Raw genomic sequence first — 13,687 nt, forward strand, 5'->3', positions numbered from 1 at the left:
GGACCGGCTGACGGGCCTTCCTGCCCCCTCAGACGTCGATCCCGTAAAGCCGCGTTCGGTCCCAGGGAACCGCCCAACCCAGCTGCTCGAAGAGCTGGTTAAGGATCATTCCGGTGAAGCCCCACACCACCACTCCGTTGACGGTAAAGGCGGGGCTTTGGAAGGTCTGCCCGGCCCGGCTGACGGTGGCCATCACCCGGTTATCAGGATCCAGCAGGTCACGGACCGGCACGCGGAAGACCTGGGCAGACTCGCCGTAGTCCACCACCCGCACAGGTGACTGGGCGGCCCACCAGGCCAGGACGGGCGTCACCAGGAAGTTGCCGCGGGGCAGCGCCAACTCGGGCATGACTCCGAGCACCTCGACGCCGGACGGGTCCAGCCCGGTTTCCTCCCGGGCTTCCCGCAGGGCGGCGTCAATCACCGATTCCCCGGCGTCGATACCGCCGCCGGGGAAGGCTACCTGTCCGGGATGGTCATCCAAGGTCTGGGCGCGCTGCAGCAGCAGGACGTCCAGTTCCGCCGGTGCAAGTTTCTTGCCCGAGGCCGCCGGGACATAGTCAAGGGCACCAAACAGCATCAGGACGGCGGCGCGGCGGACGCGCTCCCCCGGTTCGACAGTGAGTTCCCGCCAGCGCGGATCCGGCGCCGGGGCCGTGCCGGCCGCGACACCGGCCGCCAGATCGATGAGATCCTGGCGAGCCGTCACTGCGGCTTCCTCTGTGATGCCATCCGGATTTCCGCGGCCCGGTGGGTCTCGGCAAGCAGCTTCGCCAGCAGCTCCTCCTGGCCCGGGGCCAGTTCATACTTCAGCAGCTTCTTCGCCTTCGCCGGGTCGGTCTCGCCCATCCCGTAGCTCGGGCACCAGTTGGCCACCGGGCAGGCCCCGCAGGCCGGTTTACGCGAATGGCAGACCCGGCGGCCGTGGAAGACGACCCGGTGGGAGAGCATGGTCCAGTCCTTCGGCTCGAAGAGCTCGGCGACGTCGAATTCGATCTTCACCGGATCCTCCGAGTCCGTCCAGCCGAACCGCCTCGCCAGCCGGCCGAAGTGGGTATCGACGGTGATGCCGGGGATACCGAAGGCGTTCCCCAACACGACGTTGGCGGTTTTCCGCCCGACGCCGGGCAGTGTCACGAGATCCTCCAGGCGTCCGGGCACCTCGCCGTCGTACTCATCCACCAGACGGTTGCTCAGGGCCAAGAGACTCCGGGCCTTCGCGCGAAAAAACCCGGTGGGCTTGATGATGGCTTCAAGCTCGGCCGGATCCGCCTCCGCCAAACTCCGTGCATCCGGGTACCGGGCGAACAGCAACTGGGTGATCTGGTTGACGAGCACATCGGTGGTCTGCGCCGAGAGCACCGTGGCCACGACAAGTTCAAAGGGATTACGGAAATCCAGTTCAGCGTGCGCGTAGGGGTACTGCTCCGCCAATGCCCGGTTGATCCGGCGCGCCCGCCGCTTTAGTCCGAGCAGGGACTCGCCCGCGGCCTTGATGCCCGCGGCCTTGGTGCCGGCGGGTGCGGCTCCAGCGGGTGCGGCTCCAGCGGGTGCGGCTCCAGCGGGTGCGGCTCCAGCGGGTGCGGCTCCAGCGGGTGCGGCTCCAGCGGGTGCGGCTCCAGCGGGTGCGGCTCCAGCGGGTACGGGTCCGGCCATTCCCGGACTGGCGGCAGCGGGCGTTGCCAACCCGGACGCGCCAAGGCTGGCAGGCCCGACGCTGCCGGGCTGGGACTCCTCCGCGGTGACCACCGGCGTCCGGCTAACCGCGCTCGATATTGCTGAGATCGCGCAGCACGCCCACCCTGCCGTCGGTGTGCTGGACCAGGAACTCGCTTCCCCGGTCTTCCAGGGCCAGGACCCAGCCGCCGGGTTCAATCACGAACGCCGGAACGCCCGTGAGTTCATCGACAGCGGTGCGCGGCTGGGCGACGGCAAACCAGAAGGCCTCGTGGACGGGCTGGGCCTGGTTCGGCGCTGTCCGACCCGCGGGATCGACGGTGGCCCCGATCGGCTCTTGGGACCGAACCTGCGGGTTAACGGTGGTCGGAGCGCTGTTGCTGGCGGCCGCCGGGACGTCCGCCGCGCGCGTCTGCTCGGCAGCGGCTGCGGTCTTTGCCTGCTGTTCCTCCCGGGTCCGCTCAGCGGCGGCCGCCGTGGCGGCCGCAGCGTTCCCGGCGGGCTGCACGACGCCGGGAGCCCGGGTCTGCTCGGCGGCGGACGGGCCGGCCGGCCCTCCGACCTCCGGCCGGGCAGCAGCTGCAGTGGGTGCGGCCGCCGTGGCTGCCGGCGCCGCAGCAGCAGTCGGGGCTGCCGCCGTGCCAGGAACAACACCGGACATCTGGGTCGCCGGCGCACCGGTCGCCGTAGCACCGGCCCTAGGCGCAGGAGCGGCCTGTGGGGCCGTCGCGGCTTCCGCGGCTTGCGCGGTCGCAGACGGAACAACGGCGGCGGTGCCTGCAACGGCGTCGTCCGCAGCTTCGGCACGGGGCTCGTCGGTGCGCGGGGCTGAGCCCGCGGTTGCCGCCGGGCCGCCGGAGGTCATCCGCTTAGCCCAGCCTGCAACGGCCCCCGTGCCGCTGTCCTGGTGATCCTTGGCTTTCGTCTGCTCCTTGGGAGCTTTGGGGGCACGGGGCTTGCGGGCTGGCGCCGCGGCGTCGCGTGCCACCACATGCGCCGGAGCCTCCTCGCGGTCCAGGAAGTCGCCGGCCAGGTAGGGAATCAGGCGCGCGAGGACGGTAGCGGCAAAGAGTCCCAGTGCCCCGACGAGGGCCAGCAGCATGCTCGGCACGTAGGCACCGGCCACGGCGAGGAAGAAGAATGCCACGGCGAAGGACGCCACCACGGAGGCGAACTGGTCCACGGACAAGGATCCGATCCGCATCCTCGTTCCGGGGCTGACGCGGCGCGCCACGAAGAGGGCGCTGACAATCAGCGGCAGCAGGATACCGAGGCCCAGGAAGAAGAGGCTCCCCAGGTTCCACAGGTTGTAGCGGACGGCAAACATCGGAATCAGGGAAGCGATGAAGAGAATTAGCGTGGAGCCGAAGACGGTCAGGTCCCGGACCGTGAACGGGCCGAGGACGGCCTCGTTCTTCATGCCGGACTTTCCCTTCGCCTTGTCCACTGTGAAACGGGGAGCGTCCCCGAAGCCGGCAGGACGGGCTGGCCCGGCGTCGTGGCTGTCGGAGGGCGCGGGGAGCTGCCCATTAGCTTGCTCGTTCATTCTGTTCTCCTTAGCATGGTGCAACCCAGGACGGCGCCGCGGAACGGCGGGCTGACGCTGGCCCGCGCGCGGTACAGGTCGCCTCCATCGGATGTCGCAACTCCATCTCAGCCTAGCCAAGTGCCCGTCCGATCACTAGCTGACAAGCCGTGCGCGGCACCGCCAGATCCGCGTCATCCTTCGGATCCGCCGCTGACCGGCGCCGTGCCGAGCGCTCGGCTGTAGCTGACGGGATCGTTGCGTGCCGCGGCCGACACAGCGAGGTGGCGCTGCGTGACGCGGCGGGCAAAGTACCCTGCGTAAGGCAGAACGATGACAGTGTCGAGACCGCCCTCCCAGGCGGCGATCAGCGCTGGAAGGCTCTGCGGTTCGGGCAATGCGGCCGCCGATCTACGGAGCCTTGTTCGGGCATGCCCGTCGGCCCGCGGCCGGCATTCCCGCTCCCACGCGCTGAAAGCCGCAGCGTCGAGTCCGTCCCAGCCGTAGTCCGCTTGCCACAAGGGCGGAATCAGGGGGTTGAGACCTTGGCCGGGCTGCGTGGCTGCGCGGATGAATCCTGGCTCCGGGTGGATCGTCGGATCCGGCTCCTGCACTGCATACCAGTCCCAGGCCCGCCGCCAGGCACGGTGCCACCGGCCTTCCCACTCGGCCTTGTCCGCCGAGCCGGGCAACCGGGAACTGCCGGGGTCCGGAACCGGATCCAACCGCGGAACGTCAGCATCCGCCGCGATCCCCCAGGCATGACGGGCAAAGAGCAGGATGGTCAGATGGTGCGGAGTGTCGTCCACACTGATGGTCATGCCGGCGGGCCAGGCCGTGCTCGGCATCGGGCCCCAGAGTCTCATTTTGCCTCTAATTCAACGGTTCCTGGCTCCATTTTGTCCAACGGTGACGGGCAACGCCAGAGCCGATGCAGCGGCGGGACCGGAACCGGAGGCGGGCGGGGGGGACCGGACCCCTGACCGATGCCATTTGGCGCTTAACAAGCACCGCTCACGGCTCGCATCTGTGACGGGGAGCACTTTCTGTCGCACCCAGGCATTAGTGTTTGTTGCGGAACAGTTCTTTGCGGTACGGCCGTGATCGACCGCCGCCCGACGTCGCGCCTGCGGCCCGGCGCGGAGGACATCCGGACGCCCGCGCAGCACGGATCGATGAATGATGAGGTTCACCATGTCCCAGCAAACCCCCGGCGCCGCGACGACCCAGGCCCCCGGAGCTACGCCTTCCGCCAGCACGCCGCAACAAGGCGACGCGTTCGAAAACTTGTCGCACGAGAACCGCAAATTCGCGCCCTCGGCCGAGTTCGCCGGCAATGCCGTGGTCACCGAAGCCGACTACGCGGACGCAAACGCGGACCGTCCCGCATTCTGGGCGAAGCAGGCCCGCGACCTCCTGAGCTGGAACAAAGACTTCACCCGGACGCTGGACTGGTCCACGCCTCCCTTCGCCAAATGGTTCATCGGCGGAGAGGTCAACGCCGCCTACAACGCCCTGGACCGCCACGTCGAAGCCGGCAACGGAGACAGGGTCGCAATCTATTTCGAGGGCGAGCCCGGTGATACCCGGACTTACACCTACGCGCAGCTCACAGAAGAGGTGAAGAAGGCCGCGAACGGGTTCGAATCCCTGGGCGTGGCCAAAGGTGACCGTGTCGCCGTGTACCTGCCTATGATTCCCGAGGCCGTGATCACGCTGCTGGCCTGCGCCCGGATCGGCGCCATCCACTCCGTGGTCTTCGGCGGTTTCTCCGCCGACGCCCTGCGCTCCCGAATCGACGACGCCGAGGCCAAGCTCGTGGTCACCGCGGACGGCACCTACCGCCGGGGCAAGCCCAGCGCCCTAAAGCCGGCCGTCGATGAGGCCCTGGCCCACAACGGCCATACCGTCCAGAACGTCGTCGTCGTCAAGCGCAACGGCCAGGACGTGGACTGGCACGAGGGCCGCGACCACTGGTGGGCGGACACCGTGGGGATGGCCTCCCCGGAGCACACCGCTGTGGGGCACGACTCCGAGCACCCGCTCTTCATCCTCTACACCTCCGGCACCACGGGCAAGCCCAAGGGCATCCTGCACACCACCGGCGGCTACCTCACCCAGACCGCCTACACGCACAAGGCGGTCTTCGACCTGCACCCGGAGACAGACGTCTACTGGTGCACCGCCGACGTCGGCTGGGTCACCGGGCACTCCTACGTCGCCTACGCCCCGCTCCTCAACGGCGCCACCCAGGTCATGTACGAGGGCACCCCGGACTCCCCGCACCAGGGCCGCTGGTGGGAAATCGTGGAGAAGTACAAGGTCTCCATCCTCTACACCGCCCCGACGGCCATCCGCACCTTCATGAAGTGGGGCAAGGAGATCCCGGCCCGGTATGACCTCTCCTCGATCCGCGTCCTCGGATCGGTCGGCGAACCCATCAACCCGGAAGCCTGGATGTGGTACCGCGAGGTCATCGGCGCCAACGCGGGCAAGAACGGCGAACGGAAAGACAACCCGGCGCCGATCGTGGACACCTGGTGGCAGACCGAAACCGGGGCGCAGATGATCGCCCCGCTGCCGGGCGTGACGGCCACCAAGCCCGGCTCGGCCCAGGTACCGCTGCCCGGCATCGCCGTGGACGTCGTGGATGAGCTCGGCGAGTCCGTTCCCAACGGCCACGGCGGTTTCCTGGTGATCCGCGAACCGTGGCCGGCCATGCTGCGCGGCATCTGGGGCGACCCGGAACGGTTCAAGGACACCTACTGGTCCCGCTTCGAGACGATGTACTTCGCCGGCGACGGCGCGAAGAAGGACGAGGACGGCGACATCTGGCTGCTGGGCCGGGTGGATGACGTGATGAACATTTCCGGCCACCGGCTCTCCACCACGGAAATTGAATCCGCCCTCGTCAGCCACCCCGCGGTAGCCGAGGCCGCCGTCGTCGGGGCAGCGGATGAGACTACCGGCCAGGCAGTCGTCGCCTTCGTGATCCTTCGCGGGGACGCGGTGGACTCCGGCGACGAAATCGTCCAGGAGCTCCGCAACCACGTCGGCAAGGAAATCGGTCCGATCGCCAAGCCCAAGACCATCCTCGTGGTGCCCGAACTGCCGAAGACCCGCTCCGGCAAGATCATGCGCCGCCTGCTCAAGGACGTCGCTGAAGGCCGCGAAGTCGGCGACGCGACCACCCTGGCCGACAACACCGTCATGGCCCAGATCGCACAGTCGCTGAGGAAGTAGCGATCGGGCCGACCGCACCAGACAAATACGCACCAGCCAAATACGCACCGACGGCGGCGCCGGCAACCCCCAGGGGAAGGCGCCGCCGTTTCCGGCAGGCGGACACCCGTACCGGCCGCAATGTTGCGCCTGATGACCTTCCTGCGTCCGGTATTCCCCGCGAGCCATCCGGCCCGACAGCTCTAGGCGCGAGTCCGTCCGGTCACGTGAGGCCCAGCGCGGCGGGATGGGCCCGGGGAATCCGCGGGGCTCTCTGCGATACATTGGCAGGCATGAGCGAAGCCACCCCCGCCGGTGCCGGCCGCGGCACCATACTTGTCCTCAACGGGCCCAACCTGAACCTGCTCGGCACCCGCGAACCGGAGAAGTACGGGACCGCCACCCTGGCCGACGTCGAACAGCTCGCCAAGGACGCCGGCGCTGCCCACGGACTGGACGTCGAGTGTTTCCAGTCCAACCACGAAGGCGCCCTTGTCGACGCCATCCATGCAGCCCGCGGCAAGGCGATCGGCATTGTCATCAACGCCGGCGCGTACACGCACACCTCAGTCGCGATCCGGGACGCGATTTCCGCGGTTCAACTGCCCGCCGTCGAGGTCCACATCACCAACGTCCACGCCCGGGAGGAGTTCCGGCATCGTTCCTACCTCTCGGACATCAGCAGGGCAGTAATTGCCGGGGCCGGGATCCTGGGCTACCGATTCGCGGTGGAATACCTCGCCGGGCTGCCCGCCAGCCACGACTGAGCATGTCCCCGGCTCCGGCGGCTTACTTCCTGATGCACTGCCCCGCGGAGACTGGGTTGTCGAGTCCCGGCGCTTGGGCGGCGACCGGACCCAGATCGGCCATCGTGATCGCGTAGCCGAGTGAGGATCCGGTCGTGGCCTTGGCAAACACCACGCCGGCGACCTGCCCGTCGGTGCTAAGCAGGGGCCCTCCGGAGTTTCCCGGCTGCACGTCTCCGGCCAGGCGGTAGACGTCCTCGGGCGCTGCGTTGTTGCCGTAAATGTCCGGAACGAGCACTGTGGTGATGTCCTGCACCGTCGCCGCTTTGGACTGGAACGGCCCGCCGTGCGGATAGCCGGCAAACGCTGCGGGGCTGCCGGGGGGCAGGTCGGAACCGAACGGCAACGGCGCGGAGCGCAGTCCGTCCACGGCAAGGACCGCAAGATCATGCTGGCTGTCGAAGTACACGACGCGCCCGGGCAGGGCACCCCCGCCCGGAACCTCGACCACCGGCTCCGGTACCCCAGCGACCACGTGGGCGTTGGTCACCACCCGGCCCGGTGACACCACGAAGCCGGTGCCCGTCTGGTTCTGTCCGCACTGATATGCGGTTCCGGCAATCTTCAAAACGGAATCCGCCGCAGCATTCAGCGCAGGAGTGTCAGTACTGGCGTCGGGGACGGACACCGGCTGGCCCTGGGCAAAGCCCTCGAAAAGCGTCGGGATACCCTCGCCGATCACCGCAGACCGCAGCTGCGCCATCGACGTTTTGATGGGGTTCGGCGTCATTCCGTCGATAAACCGAATCACCTTGGACTCGGCGATCTGCTGCGAGGCAAAGGGAACGCCCAAGGCGCCAATGCTGAAGGCCAGCAGCGACATGACCAGGGCGGAGACGACCACGTTTACGCCGCCGCCCACCACTCGGTCCGCGGCACGGAGCGGGCTGATCTTCACGACGCTGCGGATTCTGCGCCCGATCATGGTGCCGAGACCGTGGCCCATAACCATCAACAGGACTGCGGTAGCGACGACGGCCGTCAGCCGCCACCCGGGGTTGTCCACGAGATCGCTGACGATCGGGACGGAAAAAAAGGCGGCAACGGCACCCGCGGCGAAGCCGGCGATACCTCCGAGGGTCACCAGGAAGCCGTTGCGCAGGCCGTAGATCAGATAGGACAGCAGCGTTAGGATCAACGCCAAGTCCAGAATGGTCATGCCGAACACCGGGCCTCCTTAGGGGCGGGTAGGGACTAATTCTACCGGCGGTGGCTGACAGTTTGCCGCGCACCGGCGGACTGACTGCGCCGGTAGTACAGCGGCCCCCGCAGCTCCCTTTCGCGCCTTCCGGTGCCAACTACGTCACAGGAGTGCCAAAATTCTGGAAGAATGGCTGAAGCGCCCCAGCCGACACAGTAAGTCAGGAGATTTCATGGACATCGAGGTATTGCGCCGCGCCCCACTTTTCGCCACGCTCGACGACGAGGCGTTCCGTCTGCTGACGGACGAACTCACCGAGGTGGACCTCTCACGCGGAGCCTCGGTATTCCGGGAAGGCGATCAGGGTGACCAGCTGTACTTCATCGTCTCCGGCAAGGTAAAGCTCGGCCGCACGTCTCCGGACGGCCGGGAATCGCTTCTGGCCATCCTCGGACCGGGCGAGCTGTTTGGCGAAATGGCATTGTTTGATCCGAGCCCCCGGACCGCCACGGCCACCGCCGTCTCAGAAACGCGCCTCGCCGGACTGAAGAACGAAAGCCTCAACGCGCTACTGCGCACACGCCCGGAAGTTTCCGCGCAGCTGCTGCAGGCCCTGGCCCGCCGCCTGCGCCGCACCAACGATTCGTTGTCCGACCTGGTCTTCTCCGATGTTCCGGGCCGCGTGGCAAAGGCCCTTCTGGACCTCGCGGACCGTTTCGGCCGCCCGGCGACCGACGGCGTCCTGGTGGCTCACGAGCTCACCCAGGAAGAGCTGGCCCAGCTGGTCGGCGCGTCCCGCGAGACCGTCAACAAGGCCCTCGCCGAATTCGTCCAGCGCGGTTGGCTGCGCCTGGAGGCCCGCGCCGTCGTCATCCTCGACATGCAGCGCCTCCGTCAGCGTTCCCGCTAACAGTTTCCAGCAGCACAACGAAGGCCGGCCCGTGAAACGGGACCGGCTTTCCGCGTTTAAGGCCGAGAACCAACCGCGGCGCATGCCCACACACCCGTCGCGCAGACCTGCGCGGGACATGCTCAATCCCCGGATCGTGGACAGGACATGCTCAGTGATGGCTCACAGGTGCGCGGGACATGCTCAGTCCCTGGATCGAAAGTTGGACATAATGCCAATATGTCCACCGGCTGGGCCGAGGCGTGGACATGTCCCGTGGACTCCGGGCCGAGGGGAGGGCAGGTCCATCGGGTGTGACGAGGGGAGAGCATGTCCATCGGCTGGAACGCGGGTGCGCACCGGCCTGCCCTCCAGCCCGACACCCACCGCCCGTCTCCCGGGCCTGGTCAGCGTTCCCGCTGAGGCTCCCCCGCTACGGTTTTAGCGGCCTCCACCTCAAGCAGGAGCCGGCCGTCATCTTCCTCGACGAGCTTGGGCTGGTAGACGTGGGCTTTGCGTTTGTAACTCAGGTACGCGATGCAGCCGTTGGCGGCGGCCATCTTTTCGAGCATGATCTCGGAGCCTGGCACCAGCAGCTGGCCCAGTGGCAGCCCGACGGTGTTCTCCTGGCCCGCCTCGTCGCCAAGTGCCGTGGTGTCCCGCTCGTTGATGACCTTCCGGACGCAGACCCACCGGCCCCAGACGCCCTTGCTGGCCAGCAGCGTTGGTTGCTGGTTCATCGGCACCGTGGCCGCGAAATAGCGGGTGTTGAACCGTCGGTGCGCAAAATCTGGGCTGAGCCAATTGACCAGCGGCTTCAGCAGGTCCGTCCGCACCGACAGCCCGCGTTTGGCCAGCACTTCGGTGAACGACCTCTCCTGCGCGGCCACGGCTTCCCGGGCGCGCATCCACTCCGGGGTGGACGTGCCCTCCACGGTACTGGACTGGTCCGGGCCGGCCAGCAGGACGCCGGTCTCCTCGAACAGTTCACGGATGGCGCCCACCACGTGGCGGCGCGCCAGCCCGACGTCGTCCGTGCCCATCTGCTCAGCCCAATGCTGGGGCGACGGGCCCAGCCAGCCGAGAGCGTCGTCGTCGGACGCCTCCAGGGAGCCGCCCGGGAAGGCGAGCACACCCAGCGGCGAAGACCCCGGACGGTAACCCAGCCAGGTCTCCAGACCCGTCGGGGAATCCCGGAGAAGGACCACCGACGACGCGTACCGGGCGGCGCGCGGCGTCCGTTCGCCGTGTTCCAGCCAACTGCGTGCCGCCCCTTCGAGATCGGCGGGTAGAACGAAAAGTCGTCGGGCTAACTGAGGCAAGGGAAGTGACCGGCCCTCTAGGCGAATTCGGCGATCAGTTCGACCTCAACGGGAGAGTCGAGCGGCAGGACAGCGACGCCGACGGCGGAACGCGCGTGCTGGCCGGCGTCGCCGAGGACCTTGCCGAGCAGTTCAGAAGCGCCGTTGATGACCCCGGGCTGACCGGTGAAGGACGGGTCCGAGGAGACAAAGCCGACCACTTTAACGATCCGCGTGATGCGGTCCAGGTCGCCGATGACGCTCTTCACAGCGGCCAGCGCGTTCACGGCGCACACGGCGGCGTAGTCCCGCGCGGCTTCCGGGGAAACAGTCGGCTCGTCCGAGGTACCTTCCGTACCGGAGGAGACCTTGCCTGTGCCCTGGAGCTTTCCGTTAATGAACGGCAGCTGGCCGGAGGTGTAGACATGATTGCCGGAGATGACGGCGGGAACGTAGGCGGCCACCGGAGCGGCGACCTCCGGCAGTGTCAGGCCGAGCTCGGCCAGTCGCTGTTCGACGGCGGACGACGCGCCCGCGTTATCGGTGCCGGCCGCGTTGTTTTCCGCCTGCGCCGGGATCGCCGAGGAGCCGGGTGTGGCCGCTGCTGGGGTGCTCATGACTACTGCTTCTCCCGCTTCAGGTAGGCAACCAAGCCGTTTCCGTCCGGACCGGGGACAACCTGGACAAGCTCCCAGCCGTCGTCGCCCCACTGATCCAGGATCTGCTTTGTAGCGTGGATAATGAGCGGAATCGTGGCGTACTCCCATTTCGTCATGAACGTAAGCCTAGTACTTGCCGGTAAAGTGGAAAACATGGCGACTGGTAAGAACCCTCTATTCGACACGGCCACCACCCTCGGAAAGATCCTTCTTTTCCTCGGCGTGAGCGCCATTTGTGGTGTCCTGGTGGCGGGGCTGCTGGTCCCGGCCGCTGCCGTTTCAGGCAGCGCGGCGAGCGGGTCGATCAAATTCTTCGACACCCTTCCGGCTGAATTGCAGGTGGATCCACCTAGCCAGTCGACGACCGTGCTGGCGGCGGACGGCAGCGTCATCGCCAACCTCTACGCCGAGAACCGCACCCGGGTATCCCTGGACCAGATGTCGCCATACATCAAGGACGCGGTGATCGCCATTGAGGACAGCCGCTTCTACGAGCACGGCGGCGTGGACACCACCGGCATCATGCGGGCCCTCATCAGCACCGCCCGCGGCAACAAGCAGGGCGCGTCGACCATCACGCAGCAGTACGTCAACAACGTCATAAACTCTTCGCTCGAGGCCGAGGGCAAGGGCGACCAGGTCCTCCTGAACGGCGTCAACAAGGGTGTCGGAGACAAACTCCGCGAGATGAAGCTCGCCATCGCGCTGGAAAAGAAGTTCACCAAGGAACAGATCCTTGAGGGCTACCTGAACATCGTGTTCTTCAACCGTGACGCTTACGGGATTGAAGCCGCCTCCAAGTTCTTCTTCAGCACCACCGCCAAGGACCTGACGCTGCCGCAGGCCGCGCTGCTGGCCGGCGTCGTGAACAGCCCGTCCTTCTACGACCCCATCGCCAATCCGGAAAACGCGAAGAACCGCCGCGACCTCGTGCTCGGGTCGATGCTCAGCACCGGAAAGATCCAGCAGGCGGAGTACGCCGCCGCCGTCGCCACCCCGGTGGAAACCAAGGTCACCCCGGCGCGGCAGGGCTGCGCCTACTCCACCACGGCACCGTATTTCTGTGACTACGTGCTTCACCTGCTGCTGAACAACCCGGCGTACGGCGCCGACGCCGACGAGCGGGCGAAAAAAGTCTTCCGCGGCGGCCTGACCATCAAGACCACGCTCGACCCGGGCGCCCAGGCTGTGGCGCAGGCCCAGGTGGACGGGTCTGCCGGCGCCAATCCGGACAAGTGGGGCGCGGCGCTCGTCTCCGTCCAGCCCGGCACCGGCAAGATCACCAACATGGCCCAAAACACGGTGTGGTTCCCCGCCGAGGGCAAGTTCGATTCCCAGCTGAACTTCAGCGTCGACCAGTATGACGTCGACGGCAATGACCTGAACGGCCTCGGCGGTGCGCAGCCGGGCTCGACCATGAAGCCGTTCACGTTTGCCGAATGGCTGAACGAGGGCAAGTCGATGAACACCGTGGTCAACGGTGCCGTGCGCAAGTACCCGTTGAACTTCCGGTGGCGGAACTCCTGCGGCGTGACCACCGGCGCCTACAACACCGCCGAGAAGGGTCTCGGTGCCGCCGAGGACCTGCAGAACGCCGAGGAGAACTACTACCGCTCCATGAGCGTGCTGGAGGGGCTCTACAACTCCATCAACACGGTCACGTTCGCCTCGGCCGCTCAGCTGGACTTCTGTGGCATCCAGAAGACCGTCGACGCCGTGGGTCTCCACTCGGGCTTGCCGGCCCGGGACGGCTCCGGCCAGCCGACACGCGATGCCTCGGGCAAGCTCACGGACCCCAATCCGAAGATCAACATGTTCACCACAGCCAACCTGCTGGGCTCCACACAGACGTCGCCGCTGACCATGGCCAGCGCCTTCGCCACCTTCGCCAACGACGGCAAGTACTGCGAGCCGATCGCCATCACCGAGGTGACGGACCAGACCGGCGCGCAGCTTCCGGCCCAGGCGACGAACTGCCGCGACGCGCTCAAGCCCGAGGTGGCCCGCGGCGTGAACTTCGCCCTGCAAGAAGTCCTCAACCGGGGTTCCGGTTCCTTGATCCAGCCCCGGATCTCCACCCGTACCTCCTTCCCGATCGCGGCCAAGACCGGTACCTCGAACAACAACGGCTCCACCTGGGTGGTCGGCCACACCAGCGGACTGGCGACGGCATCGTGGTTCGGTGATGCCCTGGGATCGCAGCAGCGGGCGGGCCAGAACGTCACCATCAACGGCAAGTTCTACCGGGGGGTCGACGGTTACATGATCGCCGGTCCGCAGTTCTCGAACTTCATGTCTACGGTGGCCCCGACGTACGGAACGAATCCGTTCCCCGCCCCGCCGTCCAACCTGGTCACCGGCCCGGCACCGGTCGTGCGCCCCACCACCCCGGCGACTAAGGAGGCGGCACCCACGCCCACCGAGAAACCGGAGCCGTCACCGAGCCCCAGCGACAAGAAGAAGTAGC

Annotated in this window: 13 protein-coding genes; 5 read left to right on the forward strand and 8 right to left on the reverse strand. The window is 67.2% G+C overall.

Translation table 11 applies throughout. From position 1 onward, the window contains the following. Positions 1–28: 28 nt before the first annotated feature. Complete coding sequence (locus OM977_RS16355) at positions 29–709, reverse strand: NUDIX hydrolase (RefSeq protein ID WP_264354945.1); 681 nt, start codon at positions 707–709, stop codon at positions 29–31. After that, positions 706–1,476, reverse strand: coding sequence for an endonuclease III (gene nth / locus OM977_RS16360; protein ID WP_442960734.1), 771 nt, complete (start codon positions 1,474–1,476; stop codon positions 706–708). The genes OM977_RS16355 and nth overlap by 4 nt, the downstream gene beginning before the upstream one ends. 89 nt (positions 1,477–1,565) lie before the next feature. Here nth and OM977_RS19770 point away from each other — a divergent pair, with 89 nt between their 5' ends. After that, positions 1,566–1,745 carry a hypothetical protein gene (locus OM977_RS19770; RefSeq protein WP_442960662.1) on the forward strand — a complete coding sequence of 60 codons (180 nt, stop codon included), beginning with the start codon at positions 1,566–1,568 and terminating at the stop codon, positions 1,743–1,745. 14 nt (positions 1,746–1,759) lie between these two features. Here OM977_RS19770 and OM977_RS16365 read toward each other — a convergent pair whose 3' ends face one another. After that, positions 1,760–3,223, reverse strand: coding sequence for a hypothetical protein (locus tag OM977_RS16365; protein ID WP_264354947.1), 1,464 nt, complete (start codon positions 3,221–3,223; stop codon positions 1,760–1,762). Positions 3,224–3,396: 173 nt separating this feature from the next. Beyond that, positions 3,397–4,050, reverse strand: a complete 654-nt coding sequence (locus tag OM977_RS16370) for a hypothetical protein (RefSeq protein WP_264354948.1) — start codon at positions 4,048–4,050, stop codon at positions 3,397–3,399. A gap of 346 nt (positions 4,051–4,396) precedes the next feature. On the opposite strand from OM977_RS16370, the gene acs reads away from it, so the two are divergent. Both acs and aroQ read left to right on the forward strand, forming a co-directional pair. Beyond that, positions 4,397–6,445: an acetate--CoA ligase gene (gene acs / locus OM977_RS16375; protein ID WP_264354949.1), complete on the forward strand. Its 2,049-nt coding sequence runs from the start codon at positions 4,397–4,399 to the stop codon at positions 6,443–6,445. Between the two features lie 272 nt (positions 6,446–6,717). Next, positions 6,718–7,191: a type II 3-dehydroquinate dehydratase gene (aroQ, locus tag OM977_RS16380; RefSeq protein WP_264354950.1), complete on the forward strand. Its 474-nt coding sequence runs from the start codon at positions 6,718–6,720 to the stop codon at positions 7,189–7,191. A gap of 22 nt (positions 7,192–7,213) precedes the next feature. On the opposite strand, the gene OM977_RS16385 is transcribed toward aroQ, so the two are convergent. Beyond that, on the reverse strand, positions 7,214–8,398 hold the full coding sequence (locus OM977_RS16385) for a MarP family serine protease (protein ID WP_264354951.1): 1,185 nt from the start codon (positions 8,396–8,398) through the stop codon (positions 7,214–7,216). Positions 8,399–8,603: 205 nt separating this feature from the next. On the opposite strand from OM977_RS16385, the gene OM977_RS16390 reads away from it, so the two are divergent. Beyond that, positions 8,604–9,281, forward strand: coding sequence for a Crp/Fnr family transcriptional regulator (locus tag OM977_RS16390; protein WP_011693220.1), 678 nt, complete (start codon positions 8,604–8,606; stop codon positions 9,279–9,281). A 386-nt stretch (positions 9,282–9,667) separates the two neighbouring features. Here the strand turns inward: OM977_RS16390 and OM977_RS16395 are convergent, their stop codons facing one another. The 3 genes from OM977_RS16395 to OM977_RS16405 are packed head-to-tail and all read right to left on the reverse strand — an operon-like array spanning position 9,668 to position 11,336. Continuing rightward, positions 9,668–10,582 carry an NUDIX hydrolase gene (locus OM977_RS16395; protein WP_264354952.1) on the reverse strand — a complete coding sequence of 305 codons (915 nt, stop codon included), beginning with the start codon at positions 10,580–10,582 and terminating at the stop codon, positions 9,668–9,670. Between the two features lie 17 nt (positions 10,583–10,599). Beyond that, positions 10,600–11,178, reverse strand: coding sequence for a RidA family protein (locus tag OM977_RS16400; protein ID WP_264354953.1), 579 nt, complete (start codon positions 11,176–11,178; stop codon positions 10,600–10,602). 2 nt (positions 11,179–11,180) lie between these two features. After that, positions 11,181–11,336: a DUF4177 domain-containing protein gene (locus OM977_RS16405; RefSeq protein ID WP_003797879.1), complete on the reverse strand. Its 156-nt coding sequence runs from the start codon at positions 11,334–11,336 to the stop codon at positions 11,181–11,183. 37 nt (positions 11,337–11,373) lie between these two features. Between OM977_RS16405 and OM977_RS16410 the strand changes: the two genes are divergently transcribed. Next, a complete protein-coding gene (locus OM977_RS16410) occupies positions 11,374–13,686 on the forward strand; it encodes a transglycosylase domain-containing protein (protein WP_264354954.1) in 2,313 nt (770 codons plus the stop codon). Position 13,687: the final 1 nt, after the last annotated feature.

The sequence above is a fragment of the Pseudarthrobacter sp. MM222 genome, assembly GCF_947090775.1.
In the GTDB taxonomy this organism is placed as follows: Bacteria; Actinomycetota; Actinomycetes; order Actinomycetales; family Micrococcaceae; genus Arthrobacter.

Excerpts from the sequence above, each read along its gene's own strand:
- OM977_RS16400 (WP_264354953.1), bottom strand. The coding sequence starts at position 11,178 with ATGAGCACCCCAGCAGCGGCCACACCCGGCTCCTCGGCGATCCCGGCG.
- aroQ (WP_264354950.1), top strand. The coding sequence starts at position 6,718 with ATGAGCGAAGCCACCCCCGCCGGTGCCGGCCGCGGCACCATACTTGTC.
- OM977_RS16365 (WP_264354947.1), bottom strand. The coding sequence starts at position 3,223 with ATGAACGAGCAAGCTAATGGGCAGCTCCCCGCGCCCTCCGACAGCCAC.
- OM977_RS16390 (WP_011693220.1), top strand. The coding sequence starts at position 8,604 with ATGGACATCGAGGTATTGCGCCGCGCCCCACTTTTCGCCACGCTCGAC.
- acs (WP_264354949.1), top strand. The coding sequence starts at position 4,397 with ATGTCCCAGCAAACCCCCGGCGCCGCGACGACCCAGGCCCCCGGAGCT.
- OM977_RS16410 (WP_264354954.1), top strand. The coding sequence starts at position 11,374 with ATGGCGACTGGTAAGAACCCTCTATTCGACACGGCCACCACCCTCGGA.
- OM977_RS16370 (WP_264354948.1), bottom strand. The coding sequence starts at position 4,050 with ATGCCGAGCACGGCCTGGCCCGCCGGCATGACCATCAGTGTGGACGAC.
- OM977_RS16405 (WP_003797879.1), bottom strand. The coding sequence starts at position 11,336 with ATGACGAAATGGGAGTACGCCACGATTCCGCTCATTATCCACGCTACA.